This window comes from Streptomyces malachitofuscus (assembly GCF_055571035.1).
The window spans coordinates 48,991-72,363 of the sequence record NZ_JBVIGA010000018.1; the positions used below are offsets into that span (position 1 = coordinate 48,991).

The following is a 23,373-nucleotide window of genomic DNA, read 5'->3' on the forward strand; positions in this document are numbered from 1 at the left end:
AGCAACTTATGCGGAACCGACAACCGTGACGCAGAACACGAACGAAACCGTTTCGTTTCGTTAGCGGGATGGGGTACCTTCGTCCTGTACGAAACCGTGTCGTTCTTCTGGCGCGGTGAACGCCGGAGTGGAAGGGTGAGCAGGATGAGCGAAGTCGCAACGTCGGCACGTCGCAGCCGGATCACCCCCGAGCGCGAGGCCGAGCTGTACCGGGCCGTGCTCGATCTGCTCCGCGAGGTCGGCTACGACGCCGTCACCATGGACGCCGTGGCCGCCCGCACCCGGTCCAGCAAGGCCACCCTCTACCGCCAGTGGGGCGGCAAGGCCGAGCTGGTGGTGAGAGCGATGCGCAGCCAGAAGCCGGGCGGCATCGCCGACATCGACACCGGGACCCTGCGGGGCGACCTGCACGCCATCATCGGGCGCGAGGACGACTGCGTCATGGCGCAGAACGTCGCCCTGATGCGGGCCCTGGCCATGGCGGTGCACCAGAACGACGACCTCCGCCAGGCGTTCAAGGAGCTCCTGGTCGAACCGGAGATCGAGGAGTTCCACCGGATCGTCCGGCGTGCGGTCGACCGGGGCGAGATCAGCCCCGACAACCCGGCGCTGGACTACGTGGTGCACATGCTCGTCGGCGCGTTCGCCACACGGACGCTGATCGACGACCGGCCGCCCACGCAGGAGTTCCTCCTTTCGTACCTCGACGCCGTGGTGCTCCCCGCCCTCGGCGTGCCTCCTCACTGACCGTCCCCCAGGTCAGACACCACAAGTCAGCCACCCCCTGACGTCACCGCTCACGTCGTCGGGCTGATCACACCTGCCCCGAAGCAACCACGACCTGACCGGGAGTACGCCCTCGTGGCCACATTCCTCTATCGACTCGGCCGTCTCGCCTTCCGGCGACGGCACCTCGTAGCCCTCATCTGGGTGGCGCTGCTCGCGCTCGCGGGCGTCGGCGCGGCCGGCGCCCCCGCGGCCGGCAACTCCTCCTTCTCCATCCCCGGCACCGAGGCCCAGAAGGCCTTCGACCTGCTCGAGGAGCGCTTCCCCGGCTCCAGCGCCGACGGGGCGACCGCACGCGTCGTCTTCAAGGCACCGTCCGGCGAGAAGATGACCGACGCCGACAACAAGGCGACCGTCGAGAAGACCGTCGACGAACTCTCCGGCGGCTCCGAGGTCGCCGGCGTCACCGACCCGTACCAGGGCGGCGGCGTCAGCCAGAACGGCACCATCGCCTACGCCTCGGTGACCTACGACGTCTCCGGCATGGAACTGGAGGAGTCCTCCCGCGAGGCCCTGAAGGCCGCCGCGGAGGACGCCCGTGAGGCCGGCCTGACCGTCGAGATCGGCGGCGACGCCCTTCAGGCCGTCCCGGAGACCGGTTCCGCGGAGATCATCGGCATCGGCGTCGCCGCGGTCGTCCTGGTCATCACCCTCGGCTCGCTGCTCGCCGCCGGGCTGCCGCTGCTCACCGCGATCGTCGGCGTCGGCATCGGCGTGTCCAGCATCACCGCGCTGGCCAGCACCCTCGACCTGGGCTCCACCACCTCCATCCTGGCGTCGATGATCGGCCTCGCCGTCGGCATCGACTACGCGCTGTTCGTCGTCTCCCGCTACCGGGCCGAACTGGCCGAGGGCCGCGAACGCGAGGAGGCAGCAGGCCGGGCCGTCGGCACGGCGGGCTCCGCCGTGGTCTTCGCCGGTCTGACCGTCGTGATCGCCCTGGTCGGCCTGTCCGTCGTCAACATCCCGATGCTGACCAAGATGGGCATCGCCGCCGCCGGCACCGTCGCCATCGCGGTGCTGATCGCCCTGACCCTGATCCCCGCCCTGCTCGGCTACGCCGGCCGCCGGGTCCGCCCCGCGGGCGAGAAGAGCAAGCTGCTCGGCGGAGCCCGCGCCGCGAAGAAGCCGCAGCGCCCGAACATGGGCACCCGCTGGGCGAGCTTCGTCGTCCGCCGTCCCCTGGCCGTGCTGCTGCTCGGCGTGGTCGGCCTGGGTGCCGCGGCCGTCCCGGCCGCCTCGCTGGAACTGGGCCTGCCCGACGACGGCTCCCAGCCGACGTCCACGACCCAGCGCCGCGCCTACGACATGCTCTCCGAGGGCTTCGGACCCGGCTTCAACGGCCCGCTGGTGGTCGTGGTCGACGCCAAGGGCGCCGGTGACCCGCAGACGGTCTTCAAGGGCGTCGGCGAGGACATCAAGGGCCTCGACAACGTCGTGAACGTCAGCCCCGCGCAGCCCAACAAGGCCGGCGACACGGCGACGATCACCGTGATCCCCGAGTCCAAGCCCTCCTCGGTGACCACCGAGGACCTGGTCCACGACATCCGCGACGCCGCGGGCACCGACTTCGTCGCCGACGGCGAGGCCGACGTCCTGGTCACCGGCGCCACGGCGATGAACATCGACGTCTCGCAGAAGCTCAACGACGCCCTGGTCCCGTACCTGGTCCTGGTGGTCGGCCTGGCCTTCCTGCTGCTGATCGTCGTGTTCCGCTCGATCCTGGTCCCGCTGAAGGCGGCCCTCGGCTTCCTGCTCTCCGTACTGGCGGCCCTCGGCGCGGTCGTCGCGGTCTACCAGTGGGGCTGGCTGTCCGGCCTGATGGGCGTGGAGGAGACCGGCCCGATCATGTCGATGATGCCGATCTTCATGGTCGGCGTGGTCTTCGGACTGGCCATGGACTACGAGGTGTTCCTCGTGACCCGGATCCGGGAGGCCTACGTCCACGGCGAGAAGCCGGGGCAGGCCGTCGTGACCGGCTTCAAGTACAGCGCCCGGGTGGTGACCGCCGCGGCCGTGATCATGATCGCGGTCTTCTCCGGCTTCATCGGCTCCAGCGACTCGATGGTCAAGATGATCGGCTTCGGCCTCGCGGTCGCCGTCCTCTTCGACGCGTTCGTCGTCCGCATGGCGATCGTCCCGGCGGTGCTGGCCCTGCTCGGCACGAAGGCCTGGTGGCTGCCGAAGTGGCTGGACCGCGCCCTGCCCAACGTGGACGTCGAGGGCGAGGGCCTGGCCGCGCACGACGACGACAAGAAGGACGAGGACCGGGAACTCGTGAAGGCCTGACGGCCCGACCGACCGCAGTACCAGCCGGTGAGGGCTCCGTGGGGACGGGGCGCCCTCACCGGCTTCCCCGTGACCCCGGCCGCTTTCCGGCCGGGGCCGCGGACACCGGGACGCCCCCCATGCCCATCCCCGTCACCGCCGCACGGGCGGGTGCAGGGCGGCGGTGTGAGGGGCACCCTGGAACTAGGTATTCCGGAGGTGATCGTCATGATGCACACCGCAGTGGGATGGCATGTGGAGCTGGAGTTCATGGAGGACGACCAGCACACCCGCGCGGTCGCGATGGTCCGGCTGCCCGACGGGTCCGAGGTACGGGCGAACGGGCACGCCACGCGGCACTACACCGACTCCAATCAGCCGCGGGTCGGTGAGGAGATCGCCGGGGCGCGGGCACTGAACGAACTCGCCATGCAGATGCTGACCAAGGCGCACAGCGAGATCGACGACGCGTCGGGGCGGACCTCGCACCCGATCCACGTCTGATCAGGCGGCCGACGACCGCCGCAGCGCCCGTATCAGCGCCTGGGCCCTGGGGTCCGCCGTCACCGTCCTGCGGAAGCCGTTGGTGACGTAACCGAAGGCGATGCCCGACTCCGGGTCGGCGAAGCCGAGGGAGCCGCCGCGGCCCGGGTGGCCGAAGGAGCCCGGGGCCAGGAAGGGGGAGGCGCTGCCGTGCAGCATGTAGCCGAGTCCGAAGCGGGTGCCGACGACCAGCACCCGGTCGGGGCCCGCGGACTCCTCGGCGCGGGCGCGTTCGACGGTGGCCCCGTCGAGGAGGCGTACGCCGTCGACGGGGCCGATCAGTGACGCGTAGAAGCGGGCCAGTCCGTCCGCCGTCGCGACCCCGTTGGCGGCGGGCAGGGCCGCCGCGCGGAACGCCGGGTCGTTCTGGTCCGGGAAGGGGGCGATCGCGGCGAAGGCGCGGCGGGTGAGGGAGGACGGGTCGGCGTAGGCGTCGGTGACCGAGCGCTTGGGGCGGGCGCGCAGCGTCCCGGACGGCTCGGGCCCCTCGATCCGGCCGACGGTGCCGACGCGATGGGCCTGCGCGTCCGGCAGCCCCACCCACAGGTCCAGGCCCAGCGGGCCGGCGATCTCCGCCGCGATCCACTCGCCGGAGCCCCGGCCGGTGAGGCGCCGCACCAGTTCGTCGAGCAGCCAGCCGTAGGTCAGGGCGTGGTAGCCGTGGTCCGTGCCCGGCTCCCACTCGGGGGCCTGGGCGGCGACCGCCTCGGCGGCCCGCAGCGGATCGGCCGCCTCGGAGGGGGTGAGCGGCCGGTCGAGGACCGGGAGTCCGGCGCGGTGGTTCAGCACGTGCCGGACCAGCAGCCGCTCCTTGCCGTGCGCCTTGAACTCCGGCCAGTACCGGCCGACCGGCGCGTCCAGGTCCAGTTCGCCGCGCTGGTGCAGCAGCAGGAGTACGGCGGCGGCGACGCCCTTGGTCGCCGAGCGCACGACCTGGGCGGTGTCCCGCGTCCACGGTTCGGTGCCGTCGACGTCCTTCACCCCGGCCCACAGGTCGACGACCCTGCGCCCGTCCCGGTACACGGCGAGGGCCGCGCCCCGGTCCCCGAGCGCGTCGAAGTTCCGGGCGAACGCCTCCCGGACCGGCTCGAAGCCCTCGGCCACTGTGCCGTGCACGTCGACGTCCACGTTCCTGTCGGTCCTTCCCGCTCGCCTTGCGCCACTCGCCTGTGACAGGGGGTGCAACAGTGCCGGTGCGCCTGCGATTCCTCGGCGCGGCCGACCACGCACGATCGTTATGAACGTCCGGGTGCGGCCGGCACCGAGCGGGGATCGAAGCCGTACGGCAGTTCCAGACGGTGGGCGCGCATGGTCGCGTCGTCGGCGAGGAGGTCCCGCGTGGGTCCGTCCGCCGCGATCACGCCGTCGCTGAGGATCAGCGAGCGCGGGCACAGCTCCAGGGCGTACGGCAGATCGTGGGTGACCATCAGCACGGTGACGTCCAGCGAGCGCAGGATGTCGGCGAGTTCGCGGCGGGAGGCGGGGTCCAGGTTGGAGGACGGCTCGTCCAGGACCAGGATCTCCGGCTCCATCGCGAGCACGGTCGCCACGGCCACCCGGCGCCGCTGGCCGAAGGAGAGATGGTGCGGCGGCCGGTCCTTGAACTCCGCCATGCCGACCAGGCCCAGCGCCCGGTCCACCCGCTCCTCCAGCTCGGGCCCCTTGAGCCCGGCCGCCGCCGGCCCGAACGCCACGTCCTCGCGCACCGTCGGCATGAAGAGCTGGTCGTCCGGGTCCTGGAAGACGATGCCGACCCGGCGCCGGATCTCCGCCATGTGCCGTCTGCCGACCTCGAGGCCGGCCACCGTCACCGTGCCGGTGCCGCCGGTCAGGATGCCGTTGAGGTGGAGGACGAGGGTGGTCTTGCCGGCGCCGTTCGGGCCGAGCAGTGCGACCCGCTCGCCGCGCGCGATCGAGAAGTCCACGCCGAACAGGGCCTGGTGGCCGTCGGGGTAGGCGAAGGCGAGGCCGGAGACCTCCAGGGACGCGGTCGTCACAAGGTCACTCACAGGGTCACTCACAGGGTCCATCCCAGCACACACACGACGAGGGCGGCCGAGGGGAGGGCGAGGGCGTACGACCACTGCGCCCGGGACGCGGTCACCTCGTCGATCACCGGCATGGAACCGGCGTAACCGCGGCTCACCATGGCCAGGTGCACCCGCTCGCCGCGCTCGTAGGAGCGGATGAACAGCGCGCCCGCCGACTTGGCGAGCACGCCCCAGTGCCGTACCCCGCGTGCCTCGAAGCCGCGGGACGCGCGGGCGATCCGCATCCGGCGCATCTCGTCGGTGATGACGTCGCCGTAGCGGACCATGAAGGAGGCGATCTGCACCAGCAGCGGCGGGAGCTTCAGGCGCTGCAGGCCCAGGAGCAGTTCGCGCAGCTCGGTGGTGGAGGCGAGGAGGACCGAGGCGGCCACGCCCAGGGTGCCCTTGGCCAGGACGTTCCACGCGCCCCACAGACCGCCGACGCTCAGCGACAGCCCGAGGACGTCGACGCGCTCGCCCTCCGCCACGAACGGCAGCAGCACGGCGAAGGCGACGAACGGGACCTCGATCAGCAGCCGTTTGAGCAGGAAGGCGGCCGGGACCCGGGCGGTGTACGCGACGGCGGCGAGCAGCCCGGCGTACACCGCGAACGCCCACATCGCCTCGCGCGGGGTGGACACCACGACGACCACGAAGGCGAGGACCGCGGCGAGTTTGGTGTGCGGCGGCAGGGCGTGCACGGGGGAGTGACCGTGCCGGTAGAGCTTGTGCGCGTGACCCGCCCCCACGTCAGACGCTCGTGCCGGTGGGATCGGTGGCCTCGGTCTTTTCGCGGGTGTTGCGCCGCCTGCGGACCGCCCAGAACACGCCGCTGCCCGCGACGGCCGTCACGCCGACGCCGATCACGCCCGCGAGGCCGCCGGAGAGGCGGGCGTCGTCGACGTCCTCGACGCCGTAGTCGGCGAGCGGGGAGTCGGCGAGTGCGTGCTCCTCCGCCTTCTTGTCGATGCCGTGGTCGGTGGCGACCTTCTCCAGGCCGTCGGGGTTCGCGGAGGCGTAGAAGCTGACGAACCCGGCGAGGACCAGCGAGGTGACCAGTCCGGTGATCCAGACGGTGCGCCGGGAGCGGGCGGCGGCGGGGACGGGTTCCGCCGCCGGGGTGTCGGGGGCGTCGACCAGTTCGCCGTTCACGCGCAGTTTGAGCTTCTGCCGCAGCCCGCGCGCCCCGTGCACCAGGTCCGGGCGCACGGCGACGACCGCGCCGACGGTCAGCGCGGTGATCACGGCCTCGCCGATGCCGATGAGGACGTGCACGCCCACCATGGCGGTGGCGACCTTGCCGAGCGAGACGTCGGTGGTGCCGCCGACGGCGTAGAGCAGCGTGAAGACGATCGCGGAGGCCGGGACGGAGACCAGTGCGGCGACGAAGGACGCGGCGGTCACCGAGCGGCGGGTGCGGGGCAGCAGTGTCACCAGGCCGCGGAAGAGCGCGTACGCGACGATCGTCGTGGTGATCGCCATGGTGGTGATGTTCACGCCGAGCGCGGTGAGCCCGCCGTCGGCGAAGAGCACGGCCTGCATCAGCAGGACGACGGAGACGCACAGCACCCCGGTGTAGGGGCCTACGAGTATCGCGGCGAGGGCACCGCCGAGCAGATGGCCGCTGGTCCCCGCCGCGACGGGGAAGTTCAGCATCTGCACGGCGAAGATGAACGCCGCCACCAGTCCGGCCAGCGGCGCGGTGCGCTCTCCCCCGCTCTCGGCTGCTCCCCCACGCTCGGCTTCGCTCGCGCGGGGGGACCCCCATGACCGGGAGGTGCCCCCCAGTTCGCGTCGCGCGCCGCGCAGGCTCACGGCGATCGCGCCGGCGGCGACGACTCCGGCCGCGGCGGAGACAGGGGCGTTGATGAATCCGTCAGGTGCGTGCACGGACTCGATGATGCGGCCTGTTGCAAAACATTCGCAAGAGCGAGTGGCTCGTCTTACCCTGCGCACACCTCATATGTGATATTCGCCGCTCAGAAGCGCGGATTCCGGAATGGGTGCACCATGGAACGCGGGGTGGGTATACGGCTTACACGGCTTACAGGCCGTTGATGCCGACGGATCGCAGCGTAAGGGGCGCACCGATGTCCGTAGTCGAGCAGTACGCGCGAGCCCACATAGTCACCGACGTCCTGGAGGACGATCGCGGCGCGGTGCCCGTGGTGCTGCGCTACGACCCCGATGCGGATCCCCGCTGCGTCCACATGGCGCTGCCGGGTGCCGCGCCCCGTGAATGGGCCGTCGCCCGGGAACTGCTGGAACAGGGTCTGCTCGCCCCCGCCGACGAGGGCGAGATACGGGTGTGGCCGTGCGGCCGCGTCCAGGCCGTCGTCGAGTTCCACACCGCGCAGGGCGTGTCGGTGGTCCAGTTCGAGACGAAGACCCTGGCCCGGTTCCTGCGGCGCACCTACGCGGCCACCGCGGAACCCGTCCCGCACTGACCCTCAGCCGCCCGCCTTCAGCAGCGCCGCCACGATCGGCCCGGCCGTCGAGCCGCCGTGCCCGGCCGCCTGCACCACACCCGCGGCCGCCAGGTCGCCGCGGTACGCGGTGAACCAGCCGTTGGGCTTCTTCTGCCCGTCGACCTCGGCCGACCCGGTCTTCGCGCCCCGGTCGCCGCCCACCCCGGCCATCGCCTCCGCCGCCGTGCCGTAGGAGGCGGTGTACGACATCAGCTCCCGCAGCTGGGCCAGCGTGTCCGCGGACATCGTGCGCGAGGCCGTCGCCAGTGAGCGCCCGTCGACCTCCGGTGAGACCAGGTACGGCTGATGGAAGACGCCCGCCTTGACCGTCGCCGACACCGACGCCATGTTCAGCGGGTTCATCCGCACCCCGCCCTGCCCGATCAGGGAGGCCCCCATCGGCGCCGCCGACTGCACCGGCACCGCGCCGTCGAAGGTCGGCACGCCGACCTGCCAGTTGTTCATCCCGAGCCCGAACACCTGCTGGGCCTGCTTGGTCAGATCGTCGTTCTTCAGCTCGGGCGCCTGGCTGATGAAGGCCGTGTTGCAGGACCGGGCGAAGCTCGCCTTGAAGGTGCCGTCCTTGATCTCGAACTTGTCGTCGTTCTGGAACTTCCAGCCGCCGTAGCTGAAGTACTTCGGGCACGGGTGCTTCTCGTCCATCGAGGCGAGCCCCTTCTCGATCAGCATCGAGGCGGTGATCACCTTCATCGTGGAGCCCGGGGCCAGCGAACCCTGGAACGCGGCGTTGAAGCCGCGCGAGGAGTTGGCCACCGCGAGGATCTCGCCCGTCGACGGGCGCAGCACCACCACCGACGCCCGCTTCTTCGCCGCCACCTGCTCCTCGGCGGCGGCCTGGAGCGACGGGCTCAGCGTGGTCCGCACCGTGCCGGGCGTGCCCTCGCTCAGCTCCAGGAGGGTCTTGTCGGACAGCTTCGCCTTCTCCGACTCCTTGCCCCGCACGATCCGCAGCTCGACGCCGGCCTCGCCGCCCGCCTTCTCGCCGTACTTCTCCCGCAGCCCGTCCAGCACCGACCCGAGGGACGGGTACTTCTCGGCGGTCAGCTCACCGCCGTCCCGGTCGAGCGCCTCGACCGGCGGGGTGCCCGCCTCGCCGGTGACCAGCCTGTCGCCCTCCTTGAGGTCCGGATGCACGACGGACGGCTGCCAGTCGACCCGCGGCGCGCCGTCCCCGCCCCGGCGCACGACGGTCAGCACGCTGTCGTACGTCAGCGGCTTGCCCGCCTCCTCGTACGACACCGTGCCCCTGACGGAGAAGGGGACCTCGCCGCCGGCGGGGGCGGCCGGAGTGAGGGTGACGTTCCTGATCCCGGCGTCCTCGGCGTAGGCCTTGAGCAGGGCGGCCGCGGCCTTCGGGTCGTCGGTGGCGGCGGCGGCCTCGTCGACCTTGCCGGCCTCCCAGGCGGTGAGGAAACGCTCGGCCGCGGTGGTGATCTCCTCGGCGGACAGCGGCCCGGTCTTCGCGGCCTCCGCCCGGGTCGAGGCGGATCCGGTGCCGTCCTCCGCGGCGGCGCCGCCCCCGTACAGCGCGTAGGCGCCGAACCCGGCACCGCCCACCACCACGGCGATCACTCCGCCGAGCACGGCGGGCCTGGTCTTCCGCCGCTCACCGGCGCGCACTCTGTTCCCCACTGCTGTCCGTTCCTCCGCTGCCCGCCGGGCTCCCCGTGACCCGCGTGACTCTCATGGCGCTCATGGCCCTCATGGCGCCGGATGTGCGCCGCGACGGCCACCACCCTAGAGTCCCGCCCGGCACGTGATGCGATCAGCCGCCGGCTCGTAGCACGGCTGCGACAATCGGGCCGGCCGCGTCGCCGCCGTGCCCGCCCTGCTGGGCCATCGCCGCCGCCGCGATGTCGTTGCGGAAGCCGGTGAACCAGCTGTCCGACGTGGCGTTGCCGTCGACCTCCGCCGACCCGGTCTTCGCGCCGATGTCACCGCCGAGGCCCGCCATGGCCTGCTGTGCCGTTCCCTGGGTGGCGGTCAGCCGCATCATCTGCTTCAGCTGCGCCGCCGTGCCCGACGGCAGCCCCTTGGCCTGCGCCAGCTGCCGGCCGTCGAGGTCCGGGGAGACCAGATACGGCTGGCGGAAGGTGCCGGTGATGGCGGTGGCCGTCACCGACGCCATGTTCAGCGGGTTCATCTGCACCTGCCCCTGGCCGATGGCGTTCGCCGCCTGGTCCGGGCCGTCGACGGCGGGAACGCTGCCGTCGAAGGAGACGATGCCGGTCTGCCAGTCGTCCCGGCCGAGCCCGAACCGGTCCTGCGCCTCCTGGGTGAGGGACTGCGTGGTGAGCGGCTGCTCGTCGATGAGCTTGATGAAGGCCGTGTTGCAGGACCGCAGGAAGCTGTTGGCGAGGGTCGCGCCCTCGTTCGGCGTCATACCGGTGAGGTTCTTGAAGGTCTGGCTCCGCCACATGGCGCTGGACGGACAGGGCGCCGGACCGTTCATCGAGGTCACGCCGTTGTCTATCAGCATCGCGGCCGTGATGATCTTCATGGTGGAGCCGGGGGCGACCTTGCCCTGGAAGGCCGCGTTGAACCCGTCCGCGCGGTGGTTGGCCACCGCCAGCACCTCACCGGTGCTCGGCTTCACGGCCACCACCGACGACTCGGCGAACCCCTTCACCGCCTTCTCGGCCGCCGCCTGCACCCCGGCGCTGAGCGTGGTCCGCAGCTTGCCCGGCTCACCCTCGGCGAGGGTCAGCAGCGGGGTGTCGGCGGCGGCCTCGCCCGAGGCGTCCTCCGCGTGCCGGACCACCAGCTCGACACCGGGGGTGCCGCCCGCCTTCGCGCCGTACTTCTGGCGCAGGGTGTCCAGGATCGGGCCCAGGGAGGGGTACTTCTCCTTCGTCAGCACCGTGCCGCCGCGGCCCACGGCCTCGATGGGCGGCTGCGCGGACTCCTCGGTGACGAGGGTGTCGCCGTCCTTCAGATCCGGGTGCACGACGGACGGCTTCCAGTCGACCAGCGCCCGCCCGGTGGTCTTCCCGCGGACGACGGTCAGCTCGCTCTTGTAGCTGAGCGGTTTCGACTTCCCGTCGTAACTGACGGTCGCCTTCACGGTGAACGGAACGGTGGTGCCGGTGGCCGTGCCGGGCGTGATCCCGACATCGCCGATGCGCGCTTCCTCGCCGTACCCGGAGAGCAGCGCGCCGGCCTCCTGCGCGTTGTTCGTGTACGACGCCGCCCGGTCCGCCGCGCCCTTCTCCCAGGCCGCGAAGAACGCCTCGGTGGTCTTCCTGACCTCTTCCTGGTCCGGCGGCCCGGACTTCTTCGTCTCCGACGCGCCGCCGCCCCCGCCGCCTCCGCCGACGGCCGACACGATGTTGTAGGCCCCGTATCCGGCCCCACCCACCATCACCGCGAACACACCACCGATGACGGCGGCCTTGACCCCCTTGCCCATCGGGCGATCCCCTCCCCCGCCGAACCCCACGTCTTCTGAACGTGTTCAGAAAGCTCGACGCGAAGCACCCTATGCGGTGCGAGTGCCGACCGGGACGTCTGTTTCCGTTTGTTGTCCGAACAGAGACCGCCCCCGACGCTCGCTCCGTCCCCCGGCATGTGCTGAACTCGCTGACGACTGCTCACGTCCGAACACCACAGAAAAGGCGGGCACATGACCGCGGTCCTCAGCACCGAGTGGGACAGCGTCCGGCAACGGACCCGGCTGAGCGCCCAGTCGGGCGGGGCCGCCGCCCCGGTGGAACGGCTGCCCGAGCTCACGCGCGCGGAGGTGCTCGGACGGCTGCGCTGGGAAGTCATCCAGGGCGGCTCCCTGTTCCTGACCTACCCCCAACTCCTCGACGGCGCCGTCTTCGCCGCACTCCGGCCCGCCGCCCTCCTCGACGAGCTGGCGATCCGGGCGATCGGCGGCGGAGCGGTCCTGCCCGTCCGGGTGAACTCCCGGAACGCGGATCTGGCCGGCCAGCTGATCGCGATGCTCTCGACCGGGTTCCTCTTCTCCTCCCTCCCCCTACCCGACGAACAGTGCCTGCGGCTCCAACGGGAGTTGGCCGGCCGCGCGGACGCCGAGGCCGCGGCCTGGGCTCTTGCCGCGGAGGGGCCGGTCGGTGCGGCGGACCGGTTGCTGGCGGCGACCGGCGTCCTCGACACACCGCTGCGGCGGCGCACCGTCGCCCGGTGGAGGGAGTGGCTGGAAGCCGCCGGGAACGGCCTGCTGGAGGTCAGCCCCCTGACCCCGGCCGACTACACGACGGCGTACGCGCTGCGACCCCCGCCGTCCCCGGAGGACGTGACCGGCGCCGAGGGCCGGGCGGTGCTCGCCGCCTGGACGAGCGGGGAGTTCGACGTGGCCGGCATGCCCAGCCGCAGCCGCCTGTACGAACACCTCGCCCCTCTCCTGCGCTCCGGCGATCCGGTGGCGGAAGCGGACGCGCGGACGCTGCGCGACTCCTTCGACGAGACGTACTACCGGGCGATCGCGGCGAGCGAAGGCTGCCTGCTCGGGCTGTCCTCGCCGCGACGCGGTGTGCGGCGCCGCGCCGCCGCGCCGCTCGCCGAGCGGACACCGGTCGTGATGTACCCGACCCGCTTCGAACTGAGGCTGGGCCTCATGACCAGCGCGGAGTGGCAGCGGTACACGGACGACGCGGCCGAGGCCCTCACCCGCTGGTGGCACCGGCGCGATCTCGAAGCGCTGCAGGAGGTGGGCGACCTGCTCGGACAGCGCACCAAGGAGCCGCCGTCCGGCGGCACGGACGAGGTGCCGGTGACCCGGCTCCAGCGCTTCGTGCAGAGCACCCGCGGGATCCCCGCGCAGATGGCCGCCGGAGGCTCGATGAGCTGGGCGACCAGTCTGCTCGGCCCGGAGACCCTCGGCGTGTTCGCCGCCGGCGCCGGTGGAGTGCTCGCCCCGGTGGTCGTCGCGGCCGTCACCGCCGGAGCGAACCGCCTGACCGACTTCCGGGGGCGGTACGACGTGATCGAGATCCCCGGAGTACTGGGGGAAGGACCCGGTGGACATGGACGCTGAGGCACCGCGCACGCACACCCGCACGGCGTACACCGACACCGACGGCGGACGGTGGTGCGAGGTCCACCTCGACACCTACCGCCTGCCCTCCGGCGCCGAGACCGTCCGGCACCGCATCCGCGTCGGCGGCGGCCGCACCGGCGTCGTCATCCTGGCCCGACGCGGTGACGACATCCTCCTGGTCCGCCAGTGGCGGCCCACGATCGGCCGGTGGGCCTGGGAACTCCCACGGGGCTTCGGCGAGACCGACCCCGCCTCGGACGCGCTGCGCGAACTGGCCGAGGAGACGGGCCTGTCCGGCACCACGGCGACCGTGCTGGCGTACCTGGACGTCGACTCCGGCATGCTGGAGAACGAGGTCGCCGTCGTCGAGGTCCAGGTGCCGGGAGACCACCCACTGCGCCCCGACTCGGCCGGCGACGGCGAGATCGCCCAGGCCCGCTGGTGGAGCCCCGACGACATCACCACGGCCATCCGCACGGGCGACCTCCGCGACGCCTTCACCCTCGCAGCCCTGGGAGCATCCGACGCGACGCACAAGGGACGTCCGTCCGACTAGACCCAGGTGTCCAGCCACATCCGTGAGCGCCAGTCGTCGATGGGGATGGGGGTGCCCGTGAACAGGGGCCAGAAGTAGATGAAGTTCCAGGCGATCAGGAGGGTGAGGACGCCCGCTGCGGTGGCTCCGGCCACGCGGCGGGTGTCGGTGGAGCGGGGTGGGCCGACGAGGGCGCCCAGGAGCATGGCCACGGCCAGGCAGAGGAAGGGGAGGAAGACGATGGCGTAGAAGAAGAAGATCGTGCGTTCCTGGTAGAGGAACCACGGCGCGTAGCCGGCCGCGATGCCGCAGGCGATGGCGCCCGCGCGCCAGTCGCGGCGGAAGAACCAGCGCCACAGGACGTAGAGCAGGGCGAAGCAGCCCACCCACCACAGCAGGGGTGTGCCGATGGCCAGGACCTCCTGGGCGCACTTCTCGCCCGCGTCGGCCGGGCAGCCGTCCGCGCCGGGGGCCGGGGACTCGTAGAAGTACGACACCGGGCGGCCCGTGACGATCCAGCTCCACGGGTTGGACTCGTAGGTGTGCGGCGAGGACAGGCCGACGTGGAAGTCGTAGACCTGGTGCTCGTAGTGCCACAGGCTGCGCCACCAGTCCGGGAACAGCCACGACCAGTCGCTGGTGCGGCCGTCCTTGACCGCCCAGTCGCGGTAGTAGCCGCCGGTGCCGTCGGAGGGGGAGAGGATCCAGCCGATCCAGGAGGCGAAGTAGGTGACCACCGCCACCGGCACCGTGGACAGGAACGCCCAGCCCAGGTCCCGCCTCAGCACCGCCGTCCGGGGCCGCACGGCGCCCGCGACCCTGCGTGCGCCGACGTCCCACAGCACCGCCATCACACAGAACGCGGCCATGATGTACAGCGCGTTCCACTTGGTGCCGATCGCCAGGCCCAGCATCAGGCCCGCCGCCAGCCGCCACGGCCGGAAGCCGATCCGGGTGGTCTCGGCGACGTGCGCGTCGGGACGGGCGCGGCCGTCGGCGTCCACGGGCAGCGCGGCGGCCAGTCTCTCCCGCGCCCGGTCCCGGTCGACCAGCAGACACCCGAAGGCCGCGAGCACGAAGAACATCAGCACGCCGTCGAGCAGCGCGGTCCGGCTCATCACGAAGTGCAGCCCGTCCACGGCCATCAGCGCACCCGCGAGACAGCCCAGGAACGTGGACCGGAACAGCCGCCGCCCGATCCGGCACAGCATCAGGACCGACAGCGTGCCCAGCAGCGCCGTCATGAACCGCCAGCCGAACGGGTCGAAGCCGAAGATCAGCTCGCCCAGCCCGATGACGTACTTGCCGACCGGGGGATGCACGACGTACGCGGCGTCCGTGGGGATCGGGACGCTGCCGCCCGAGTCCAGGATCAGCCGGTTGGCCTCCTTGTCCCAGTTGACCTCGAACCCGCGGTGGACCAGCGCCCACGCGTCCTTGGCGTAGTACGTCTCGTCGAATATCACCGCCTTGGGGCTGCCCAGGTTCCAGAACCGCAGGACTCCCGCCAGCAGCGTGACCAGCAGCGGACCGCCCCACGCCGACCAGCGCGTGACGCGCTGCGCGAGACGCGGCGGCATGCCCAGCGTCGCCCACAGCCGGCCCGACGGCTCGGTGTACGGCGGGACCAGGCGGTCGCGTACATCGCCTCTGGGGCCCGACGCCCGGTAGCCGAAACGTCGCAGCCGCTGCTGCCACGTCTGCCGCTGCTCGAGCGGCGACTGCTCCTGCCGGGTGTCCGTGGAGGACGCGGTACTGGTCACCGCGCCATCGTAGGGAACCGCGCTGTGTGAGTCCCGCGCATGGGCGGTATGCCCCGCCTCCGTCCTTTCCCGTTGCTGGGAGGATGGGGGCGTGACCGGAACCCTCGTACTCGCAGGCACCCCCATCGGCGACATCTCCGACGCCCCGCCCCGGCTCGCCGAGGAACTGGCCGGCGCCGACGTCGTCGCCGCAGAGGACACACGCCGGCTGCGTCGGCTGACCCAGGCGCTCGGCGTCACGCCCAAGGGGCGGGTGGTGTCGTACTTCGAGGGCAACGAGTCCGCCCGTACGCCCGAGCTGGTCGAGGAGCTGGCGGGCGGCGCCCGCGTGCTGCTGGTCACCGACGCCGGGATGCCGTCCGTGTCCGATCCCGGGTACCGGCTGGTCGCCGCGGCCGTCGAGCGGGACGTCAAGGTCACCGCGGTGCCCGGACCCTCCGCCGTGCTCACCGCGCTCGCCCTGTCCGGGCTGCCCGTGGACCGTTTCTGCTTCGAGGGGTTCCTGCCCCGCAAGGCCGGGGAACGGCGGGCACGGCTGCGCGAGGTCGCCGGGGAGCGGCGCACCCTCGTCTACTTCGAGGCCCCGCACCGGCTCGACGACACCCTCGCCGCGATGGCCGAGGTCTTCGGGTCGGAGCGCCGGGCCGCCGTCTGCCGGGAGCTCACCAAGACCTACGAGGAGGTCCGGCGCGGCCCGCTGGCCGAGCTGGCCGCGTGGGCGGCGGAGGGCGTGCGCGGGGAGATCACCGTCGTGGTCGAGGGCGCGCCGGAGCAGGGCCCGGAGGAGGTCGACGCCGCGGAGCTGGTGCGCAGGGTGCGGGTGCGCGAGGAGGCCGGGGAGCGGCGCAAGGACGCGATCGCCGCGGTGGCGGTGGAGGCGGGGCTGCCCAAGCGGCAGGTCTTCGACGCGGTGGTCGCCGCCAAGACGGCTGGTGCTTCGGGTTCCGCGGAGCGCCGTTAGGCGTGCGGTGTGTCCCGGGAACACGCTGGGCGGAGGGCCGGTCGCGCCCACACGACCGTGGACACGGTCCCGCGCTTCGGCGATCCACGGCCACATGAGGGGGCCCGCGCCGCTTCCGTAGGATCGGGGGCATGCCTGCGAACGCCCCCGACAAGAACGCCGCGCCGCCGCTCCCGGAGCCCCTGCGGGTGCCGGTCGCGGACTCCCACACCCACCTCGACATGCAGTCCGGCACGGTCGAGGAGGCCCTCGCCAAGGCCGCGTCGGTGGGTGTGGCAACGGTCGTACAGGTCGGCTGCGACCTCAAGGGGTCCCGGTGGGCGGCGGACACCGCGGCGGCGTACGACGCCGTCCACGCGACGGTCGCGCTGCACCCCAACGAGGCGCCGCGGATCGTGCATGGCGACCCCGACGGATGGTCCCGGCAGGGCGCCCGGGAGCCGGGCGGGGACGCGGCGCTGGACGAGGCCCTCGCCGAGATCGACCGGCTGGCCGCGCTGCCCCACGTCAAGGGCGTCGGCGAGACGGGCCTGGATTATTTCCGCACCGGACCCGAGGGCAAGGAGGCGCAGGAGCGGTCCTTCCGCGCCCACGTGGAGATCGCCAAGCGGCACGGCAAGACCCTCGTGATCCACGACCGCGACGCCCACGCCGACGTCCTGCGCGTGCTCAAGGAGGAGGGCGCGCCCGAGCGCACCGTCTTCCACTGCTACTCCGGGAACGCCGAGATGGCGGAGATCTGCGCGAGCGCCGGCTACTACATGTCGTTCGCCGGCAACGTCACCTTCAAGAACGCCCAGAACCTGCGGGACGCGCTCGCCGTCGCCCCGCTGGAACTGGTCCTCGTGGAGACCGACGCGCCGTTCCTGACCCCGGTGCCCCACCGCGGCCGCCCCAACGCCCCCTACCTGGTGCCGGTCACGGTGCGTGCCATGGCCGCCGTACGCGGCATCGACGAGGACACCCTGGCCACGGCCCTCGGCGCGAACACGGCCCGCGCCTTCGGATACTGACGAGCGCCACGCGGTGCACGTTCCGTAGTCGTGTCGCTTGGGAGAGTGATCGGCGCTCGGCTAGGTTCTGGGAGCCCGATCGGGACCCCGCGGCCACCCTGGAGCGTGTCGGCGTGAGCACCACCCTGCGGTTCGAGACGTACGAGAAGACGTGCCCGGCCCATGACGTCTGCGGCGATCTGCACGAGGCGGAGACCGTCCCCGCCCTTCCGCGCCGCCCGCCGGGACCCGCACCGGCCCGGCGGTCCGCGCACCGGCGCCGGGGACGGTACGCCGAGCGTGCGGACGGCGTGCGCCGGCTGCTGCCGCGGGCGCTCGTCGTGGCGTTCCTCGCCGGCGGCACCAGCGCCTTCGTCGCCAAGGACAAGGCCGTCGAGCTGAACGTCGACGGCCGGACCCGCACCCTGCACACCTTCGCCGACGACGTCACCGAGCTGCTCGCCGAGGAGGGCGTCCGGACCGGGGCGCACGACGTGATCACGCCCGCCCCCGGCACGGCGCTCGGCGACGGCGACGCGATCGAGGTGCGCCACGCCCGCCCGGTGCTGCTGACCCTCGACGGCCGTCGGCACCAGGTGTGGACGACGGCGCACACCGTGAAGGGTCTGCTCGGGGACCTGGGCGTGCGGGTGGAGGGCGCGCATCTGTCGACCCCCCTCTCCCGGCGCATCCCGCGCGAGGGGCTCGCCCTGGACGTCCGTACCGAGCGCTCGGTGACGGTCCTGGCGGACGGACGGGCGCGCACCGTCCGCACCGACGCGGCGACCGTGCGCGAGGCCGTCGCGCAGGCCGGGGTGACCCTGCGCGGCCGGGACACCACCTCCGTCGCCCCCGGCAGCTTCCCGCGCGACGGCCAGACCGTCACCGTGCTGCGGATCACCGACGACACCGTCGTACGCGACGAGGTGATCCCGTTCTCCGAAGTCCGCGTCGAGGACCCCACGCTGGCCCGGGGCACCGAGGTCGTCGACCGGCCCGGGCAGCCGGGGCTGCGCCGCGTCACCTCCGCACAGCGGACGGTCAACGGGGTCCGGCAGAGGCCGCGGCCGCTGCGGTCCGAGGTGGTGCGCGAGCCGCGCCCGCAGCAGGTGCGGGTCGGGACCGGGACGCCGCCGGCGTCGGTGCCGGCGGCAGCGGACGGGCTGGACTGGAGCGGGCTGGCCCGGTGCGAGTCCGGCGGACGGCCCGACGCGGTGGACCCCTCGGGCACGTACGGCGGGCTGTACCAGTTCGACACCCCGACCTGGCGGAGCCTCGGCGGCAGCGGACGGCCCCAGGACGCGCCGGCGGCGGAGCAGACGTACCGCGCGAAGAAGCTCTACGTCCGCAGCGGCGTCGGCGCGTGGCCGCACTGCGGGAGCAGGCTGCGGGGATGAGCGGGGGAGCGGCCGTGGCCGGGGTGACCTGGGCGGCCGTCCCGCCCCGTACCCTTGTCCCGTGACCAGCCCCACCCCTGACGCCCTCCTGGGCCCCGCCGACATCCGTGAACTGGCGGCCGCCCTCGGCGTACGGCCCACCAAGCAGCGCGGCCAGAACTTCGTCATCGACGCCAACACGGTCCGTCGTATCGTCCGCACCGCACAGGTACGCCCCGACGACGTGGTCGTCGAGGTCGGCCCGGGGCTGGGCTCGCTCACCCTGGCGCTGCTGGAGGCCGCCGACCGGGTCACCGCCGTCGAGATCGACGACGTCCTCGCCGCCGCGCTGCCCGCGACCGTCGCCGCCCGGATGCCCGAACGCGCCGACCGGTTCGCGCTGGTCCACTCCGACGCGATGCACGTCACCGAGCTGCCGGGCCCCGCACCGACCGCGCTCGTCGCGAACCTCCCCTACAACGTGGCCGTCCCGGTGCTGCTCCACATGCTCGAAACCTTCCCGAGCATCGAACGCACCCTCGTCATGGTCCAGTCCGAGGTCGCCGACCGGCTGGCCGCCGCACCCGGCTCCAAGGTGTACGGCGTGCCGTCGGTCAAGGCCAACTGGTACGCGGAGGTCAAACGGGCCGGTGCCATCGGGCGGAACGTCTTCTGGCCCGCGCCGAACGTCGACAGCGGGCTGGTCTCGCTGGTCCGCCGCGCGGAGCCGCTGAAGACCGGCGCGTCGCGCCGTGAGGTGTTCGCCGTCGTGGACGCGGCCTTCGCCCAGCGCCGCAAGACGCTGCGGGCCGCGCTCGCCGGGTGGGCGGGTTCGGCGGCCGCCGCGGAGGCGGCGCTGGTCGCGGCCGGGGTGTCGCCGCAGGCGCGGGGCGAGTCGCTGACCGTCGAGGAGTTCGCGCGCATCGCCGAGCACGCCGTCGACAAGGAGCAGGGGCAGCAGTGAGCGTCACCGTCCGCGTCCCCGCCAAGGTCAACGTCCAGCTCGCGGTCGGCGCGGCCCGCCCCGACGGCTTCCACGACCTGGCCAACGTCTTCCTCGCGGTGGGCCTGTACGACGAGGTCACCGTCACCCCGGCCGACGAACTGCGGGTGACCTGCACCGGCCCCGACGCCGACCAGGTCCCGCTCGACCGCACCAACCTCGCCGCCCGCGCCGCCCTCGCGCTCGCCGAGCGGTACGGCCGTACCGCGAACGTTCATGTGCACATCGCCAAGGACATCCCCGTCGCCGGCGGTATGGCGGGCGGCAGTGCGGACGGCGCGGGGGCCCTGCTGGCCTGCGACGCGCTGTGGGGGACGGGCGCCTCGCGCGAGGAGCTCCTCGACATCTGCGCCGAGCTCGGCAGCGATGTGCCGTTCAGCCTGGTGGGCGGGGCGGCGCTGGGCACCGGACGGGGCGAGCGGCTGACGGAGCTGGAGGTGGGGGGCGGCTTCCACTGGGTGTTCGCCATGGCCGCGCGGGGGCTGTCGACGCCGGCGGTGTTCCGGGAGTTCGACCGGCTGGCGGAGGGGCGGGGTATTCCGGAGCCCGTGGCCTCGCGGGAGCTGCTCGACGCCCTGGCCAAGGGGGACGTCGACGCGCTCGCCGCGACCGTCTCCAACGATCTTCAGCCGGCGGCGCTGTCGCTGTTCCCGGAGCTGGCGGACACGCTCGCGGCGGGACGGGCGTCTGGGGCACTGGCCTCGCTGGTCTCGGGGTCGGGGCCCACTACGGCGTTCCTGGCGCGGGACGCGGAGGGGGCGGAGGAGGTCGCGGGTGCGCTGCGGGCCTCGGGCACCTGCCGCACGGTGCGTACGGCGGCAGGGCCGGTGCCGGGCGCGACGGTCGTCTGAAGCGCTAGGCCCGCGTTTCGACCGGGCCCAGGTCAAAGGCGATGGCGGAAGGCTTGTCGACCTTGATCCGGTCGCGGTGCCAACCCATGTGCACGTAGGACTGCGTCATCGGGTCGAGCTCGTAGACATGGATGAGGGGATGGCCGGTGGTTCCGTCCGGCTCGACGAGCCAGTAGTGGGGGATTCCCGCGAGGGCGTACTTGTGCGGTTTGGTTGTACGGTCGCGGGACTCCGATTCGGGTGAGACAACCTCTACGGCGAGCAGGACGTCCTCGGCCTTGAAACTGGTCTGGTTCAGCCCGGTGACCGCGTCGGCTCGAACCACGCTGACATCCGGTTCGGGGCCGTTGCGCTTGTCGAGAACGACGGTCATCTCCCGTTCGACACTGAACTCCGGGCCGAGAGCGCTACGCAGCCCGCTGAACAAGAGGTCGATTACAAGGAAGTGGCAACGGCGCTGCGGACTCACGAAAACCAGACTCCCGTCGATCAGCTCGGTGTGCGGCGGGAGATCAGGCAGCGTGAACAGGTCATCCACGGTGTAGCCGTCCAGCGGCGGCACCGGCCACTGGACGCGGTGCTCTACGGACTCGGCGGTCATGGTTCCTCCCATGGACGGGATCCTGCTGCCTGCCTCCTACGGTAGCCGTCCGTTTCCGATCACGTCATCACAAAGAGTGACTGTCTCCTCGCGTCCCGGGCCCGTTCCGCGAGGGCCTACGCTGGAAAGCTGATCGATCCACCGGGCAGGAGAGAAATGGCCGTCAACCTGGTCAATGTCGAGAACGTCAGCAAGGTGTACGGCACGCGGGCGTTGCTCGACGGGATTTCCCTCGGCGTCTCCGAAGGGGACCGGATCGGGGTCGTGGGGCGCAACGGCGACGGCAAGACCACCCTCATCCGGATGCTGGCCAAGCTGGAGGACGCCGACACCGGCCGGGTGACGCACTCCGGCGGGCTGCGGCTCGGGGTGCTCACCCAGCACGACTCGCTCGACCCCGCGGCCACCGTCCGGCACGAGGTCATCGGGGACATGGCCGACCACGAGTGGGCCGGTAACGCGAAGGTCAGGGACGTCCTGACCGGACTGTTCGGCGGGCTCGACCTGCCCGGGTTCCCCAAGGGCCTCGACACGGTCATCGGGCCGCTGTCCGGCGGGGAGCGGCGGCGCATCGCCCTCGCCAAGCTGCTCATCGAGGAGCAGGACCTGATCGTCCTCGACGAGCCCACCAACCACCTCGACGTCGAGGGCATCGCCTGGCTCGCCGAGCATCTGCGGACCCGCCGGTCCGCGCTCGTCTGCGTCACCCACGACCGGTGGTTCCTCGACCAGGTCTGCACCCGCATGTGGGACGTGCAGCGCGGGGACGTCTACGAGTACGAGGGCGGCTACTCCGACTACGTCTTCGCCCGGGCGGAGCGTGAGCGCATCGCCGCCACCGAGGAGGTCAAGCGGCAGAACCTGGTCCGCAAGGAGCTGGCCTGGCTGCGGCGCGGGGCGCCCGCGCGGACGTCCAAGCCGCGGTTCCGCGTCGAGGCCGCCAACGAGCTCATCAAGGACGTTCCCCCGCCGCGCGACAGCAGCGAGCTGATGAAGTTCGCCTCCTCACGGCTCGGCAAGACGGTGTTCGACCTGGAGGACGTCACCGTCCAGGCCGGGCCCAAGGTGCTGCTCAAGCACGTCACCTGGCAGCTCGGCCCCGGGGACCGCATCGGCCTGGTCGGCGTCAACGGCGCGGGCAAGACCTCACTGCTGCGGGCACTGGCGGACGCGGCCCGCAGCGAGGGCGAGGTGCAGCCCGCGGCGGGCGGCATCCGGGTGGGCAAGACGGTCAAACTGGCCTATCTCTCCCAGGAGGTCGCCGAGCTCGACCCCAACTGGCGGGTGCTCCAGGCCGTGCAGCAGGTGCGCGAACGCGTCGACCTCGGCAAGGGACGCGAGATGACCGCCGGTCAGCTGTGCGAGACCTTCGGGTTCAACAAGGAGAAGCAGTGGACGCCGGTCGGTGACCTCTCCGGCGGTGAGCGGCGGCGGCTGCAGCTGCTGCGGCTGCTGATGGACGAGCCCAACGTCCTCTTCCTCGACGAGCCCACCAACGACCTCGACATCGAGACCCTCACCCAGCTCGAGGACGTCCTCGACGGCTGGCCCGGCTCGATGATCGTCATCTCCCACGACCGGTTCTTCGTCGAGCGCACCACCGACCGGGTGTTCGCCCTCCTCGGTGACGGCACCCTGCGCATGCTGCCGCGCGGCATCGACGAATACCTGGAGCGCCGCAAGCGGATGGAGGAGGCCGCCGCCGCGGCCTCCGTCCCCGCGGCGGCGCCCCGGACCGCGGGGCCCGAGAAGAGCGCCGCCGACCAGCGTGCCGCCAAGAAGGAACTGCAGCGGATCGAGCGTCAGCTGGACAAGATCTCCGAGAAGGAGACCGCACTGCACGCCGCCATCGCCGAGCACGCCACCGACTTCGCGAAGGTGGCCGAACTGGACGCCGAACTGCGAGGGCTGTCCGGCCAGCGGGAGGAACTGGAGCTGCGCTGGCTGGAACTGGCCGAGGACGCCTGAGCCGGGGACACCTGAGCCGAGGACGCCTCAACCACCCGGCCCCGGACGCGTGCAGGGCGCGCGGGGGAGCGTGAAGAGGGCGTGAAGGCGCGTAACGAGGGCATCACGGGCCGGTCCTCCCTTGGGAACAGGGGCGGACGCGGCCCGGTGGTGTGTCGGTGCCGGGTGATAGAAAGGGCCCGTCTAAGCAACGTCTGAATACGAC

20 protein-coding genes are annotated in these 23,373 nt (G+C 72.2%); 12 read left to right on the forward strand and 8 right to left on the reverse strand.

Annotated features, from left to right (window positions below; all coding sequences use genetic code 11):
- The first annotated feature begins 144 nt into the window (after positions 1-144).
- The 3 genes from ACZ44S_RS25020 to ACZ44S_RS25030 all read left to right on the forward strand — a co-directional run bounded on the left by ACZ44S_RS25020 (position 145) and on the right by ACZ44S_RS25030 (position 3,558).
- The gene (locus ACZ44S_RS25020) at positions 145-747 is read left to right on the forward strand and encodes a TetR/AcrR family transcriptional regulator (protein WP_466932657.1); all 603 of its coding nucleotides are present in this window, start codon (positions 145-147) and stop codon (positions 745-747) included.
- 114 nt (positions 748-861) lie between these two features.
- Positions 862-3,075, forward strand: a complete 2,214-nt coding sequence (locus tag ACZ44S_RS25025) for an MMPL family transporter (RefSeq protein ID WP_466932659.1) — start codon at positions 862-864, stop codon at positions 3,073-3,075.
- 207 nt (positions 3,076-3,282) lie between these two features.
- The gene (locus ACZ44S_RS25030; protein WP_190165259.1) at positions 3,283-3,558 is read left to right on the forward strand and encodes a DUF1876 domain-containing protein; all 276 of its coding nucleotides are present in this window, start codon (positions 3,283-3,285) and stop codon (positions 3,556-3,558) included.
- On the opposite strand, the gene ACZ44S_RS25035 is transcribed toward ACZ44S_RS25030, so the two are convergent.
- The 4 genes from ACZ44S_RS25035 to ACZ44S_RS25050 form a co-directional block, all read right to left on the reverse strand.
- The gene (locus tag ACZ44S_RS25035) at positions 3,559-4,725 is read right to left on the reverse strand and encodes a serine hydrolase domain-containing protein (protein WP_466932661.1); all 1,167 of its coding nucleotides are present in this window, start codon (positions 4,723-4,725) and stop codon (positions 3,559-3,561) included.
- 107 nt (positions 4,726-4,832) lie between these two features.
- The gene (locus ACZ44S_RS25040; protein ID WP_466932662.1) at positions 4,833-5,627 is read right to left on the reverse strand and encodes an energy-coupling factor ABC transporter ATP-binding protein; all 795 of its coding nucleotides are present in this window, start codon (positions 5,625-5,627) and stop codon (positions 4,833-4,835) included.
- Positions 5,615-6,376 (reverse strand): cobalt ECF transporter T component CbiQ, encoded by a 762-nt coding sequence (gene cbiQ / locus ACZ44S_RS25045; RefSeq protein WP_466932664.1) that lies wholly within the window; start codon positions 6,374-6,376, stop codon positions 5,615-5,617. The genes ACZ44S_RS25040 and cbiQ overlap by 13 nt, the downstream gene beginning before the upstream one ends.
- 1 nt (position 6,377) lies before the next feature.
- Entirely contained in the window at positions 6,378-7,517 is a 1,140-nt protein-coding gene (locus ACZ44S_RS25050; RefSeq protein WP_466932666.1) for an energy-coupling factor ABC transporter permease, read from the reverse strand.
- 200 nt (positions 7,518-7,717) lie between these two features.
- Here ACZ44S_RS25050 and ACZ44S_RS25055 point away from each other — a divergent pair, with 200 nt between their 5' ends.
- On the forward strand, positions 7,718-8,074 hold the full coding sequence (locus ACZ44S_RS25055; protein WP_466932668.1) for an SsgA family sporulation/cell division regulator: 357 nt from the start codon (positions 7,718-7,720) through the stop codon (positions 8,072-8,074).
- Positions 8,075-8,077: 3 nt separating this feature from the next.
- On the opposite strand, the gene ACZ44S_RS25060 is transcribed toward ACZ44S_RS25055, so the two are convergent.
- Together ACZ44S_RS25060 and ACZ44S_RS25065 are read right to left on the reverse strand one after the other, a co-directional pair.
- Positions 8,078-9,748: a penicillin-binding transpeptidase domain-containing protein gene (locus ACZ44S_RS25060; protein ID WP_466932670.1), complete on the reverse strand. Its 1,671-nt coding sequence runs from the start codon at positions 9,746-9,748 to the stop codon at positions 8,078-8,080.
- Positions 9,749-9,881: 133 nt separating this feature from the next.
- On the reverse strand, positions 9,882-11,525 hold the full coding sequence (locus ACZ44S_RS25065) for a penicillin-binding transpeptidase domain-containing protein (RefSeq protein WP_466932671.1): 1,644 nt from the start codon (positions 11,523-11,525) through the stop codon (positions 9,882-9,884).
- A 213-nt stretch (positions 11,526-11,738) separates the two neighbouring features.
- On the opposite strand from ACZ44S_RS25065, the gene ACZ44S_RS25070 reads away from it, so the two are divergent.
- Positions 11,739-13,115: a hypothetical protein gene (locus ACZ44S_RS25070; RefSeq protein WP_466932673.1), complete on the forward strand. Its 1,377-nt coding sequence runs from the start codon at positions 11,739-11,741 to the stop codon at positions 13,113-13,115.
- Entirely contained in the window at positions 13,105-13,674 is a 570-nt protein-coding gene (locus ACZ44S_RS25075) for an NUDIX hydrolase (protein ID WP_466932675.1), read from the forward strand. Before ACZ44S_RS25070 ends, ACZ44S_RS25075 begins: the two co-directional genes overlap by 11 nt.
- On the opposite strand, the gene ACZ44S_RS25080 is transcribed toward ACZ44S_RS25075, so the two are convergent.
- Positions 13,671-15,416: a dolichyl-phosphate-mannose--protein mannosyltransferase gene (locus ACZ44S_RS25080; RefSeq protein ID WP_466932677.1), complete on the reverse strand. Its 1,746-nt coding sequence runs from the start codon at positions 15,414-15,416 to the stop codon at positions 13,671-13,673. The two genes, ACZ44S_RS25075 and ACZ44S_RS25080, sit on opposite strands and share 4 nt — an antisense overlap.
- A 91-nt stretch (positions 15,417-15,507) precedes the next feature.
- Here ACZ44S_RS25080 and rsmI point away from each other — a divergent pair, with 91 nt between their 5' ends.
- The 5 genes from rsmI (at position 15,508) to ACZ44S_RS25105 (ending at position 20,599) form a co-directional block, all read left to right on the forward strand.
- Positions 15,508-16,377 carry a 16S rRNA (cytidine(1402)-2'-O)-methyltransferase gene (gene rsmI, locus ACZ44S_RS25085; RefSeq protein ID WP_466932679.1) on the forward strand — a complete coding sequence of 290 codons (870 nt, stop codon included), beginning with the start codon at positions 15,508-15,510 and terminating at the stop codon, positions 16,375-16,377.
- Between the two features lie 131 nt (positions 16,378-16,508).
- Positions 16,509-17,390: a TatD family hydrolase gene (locus tag ACZ44S_RS25090; protein ID WP_466932681.1), complete on the forward strand. Its 882-nt coding sequence runs from the start codon at positions 16,509-16,511 to the stop codon at positions 17,388-17,390.
- Between the two features lie 113 nt (positions 17,391-17,503).
- Entirely contained in the window at positions 17,504-18,766 is a 1,263-nt protein-coding gene (locus ACZ44S_RS25095; RefSeq protein ID WP_466932683.1) for a ubiquitin-like domain-containing protein, read from the forward strand.
- 61 nt (positions 18,767-18,827) lie between these two features.
- Positions 18,828-19,709: a 16S rRNA (adenine(1518)-N(6)/adenine(1519)-N(6))-dimethyltransferase RsmA gene (gene rsmA, locus ACZ44S_RS25100; RefSeq protein ID WP_466932685.1), complete on the forward strand. Its 882-nt coding sequence runs from the start codon at positions 18,828-18,830 to the stop codon at positions 19,707-19,709.
- On the forward strand, positions 19,706-20,599 hold the full coding sequence (locus tag ACZ44S_RS25105) for a 4-(cytidine 5'-diphospho)-2-C-methyl-D-erythritol kinase (RefSeq protein ID WP_466932687.1): 894 nt from the start codon (positions 19,706-19,708) through the stop codon (positions 20,597-20,599). The genes rsmA and ACZ44S_RS25105 overlap by 4 nt, the downstream gene beginning before the upstream one ends.
- A 4-nt stretch (positions 20,600-20,603) precedes the next feature.
- On the opposite strand, the gene ACZ44S_RS25110 is transcribed toward ACZ44S_RS25105, so the two are convergent.
- Positions 20,604-21,200 (reverse strand): Uma2 family endonuclease, encoded by a 597-nt coding sequence (locus tag ACZ44S_RS25110; protein ID WP_466932689.1) that lies wholly within the window; start codon positions 21,198-21,200, stop codon positions 20,604-20,606.
- Positions 21,201-21,356: 156 nt separating this feature from the next.
- Between ACZ44S_RS25110 and ACZ44S_RS25115 the strand changes: the two genes are divergently transcribed.
- Positions 21,357-23,168: an ABC-F family ATP-binding cassette domain-containing protein gene (locus ACZ44S_RS25115; protein ID WP_466932691.1), complete on the forward strand. Its 1,812-nt coding sequence runs from the start codon at positions 21,357-21,359 to the stop codon at positions 23,166-23,168.
- The last annotated feature ends 205 nt before the right edge of the window (positions 23,169-23,373 follow it).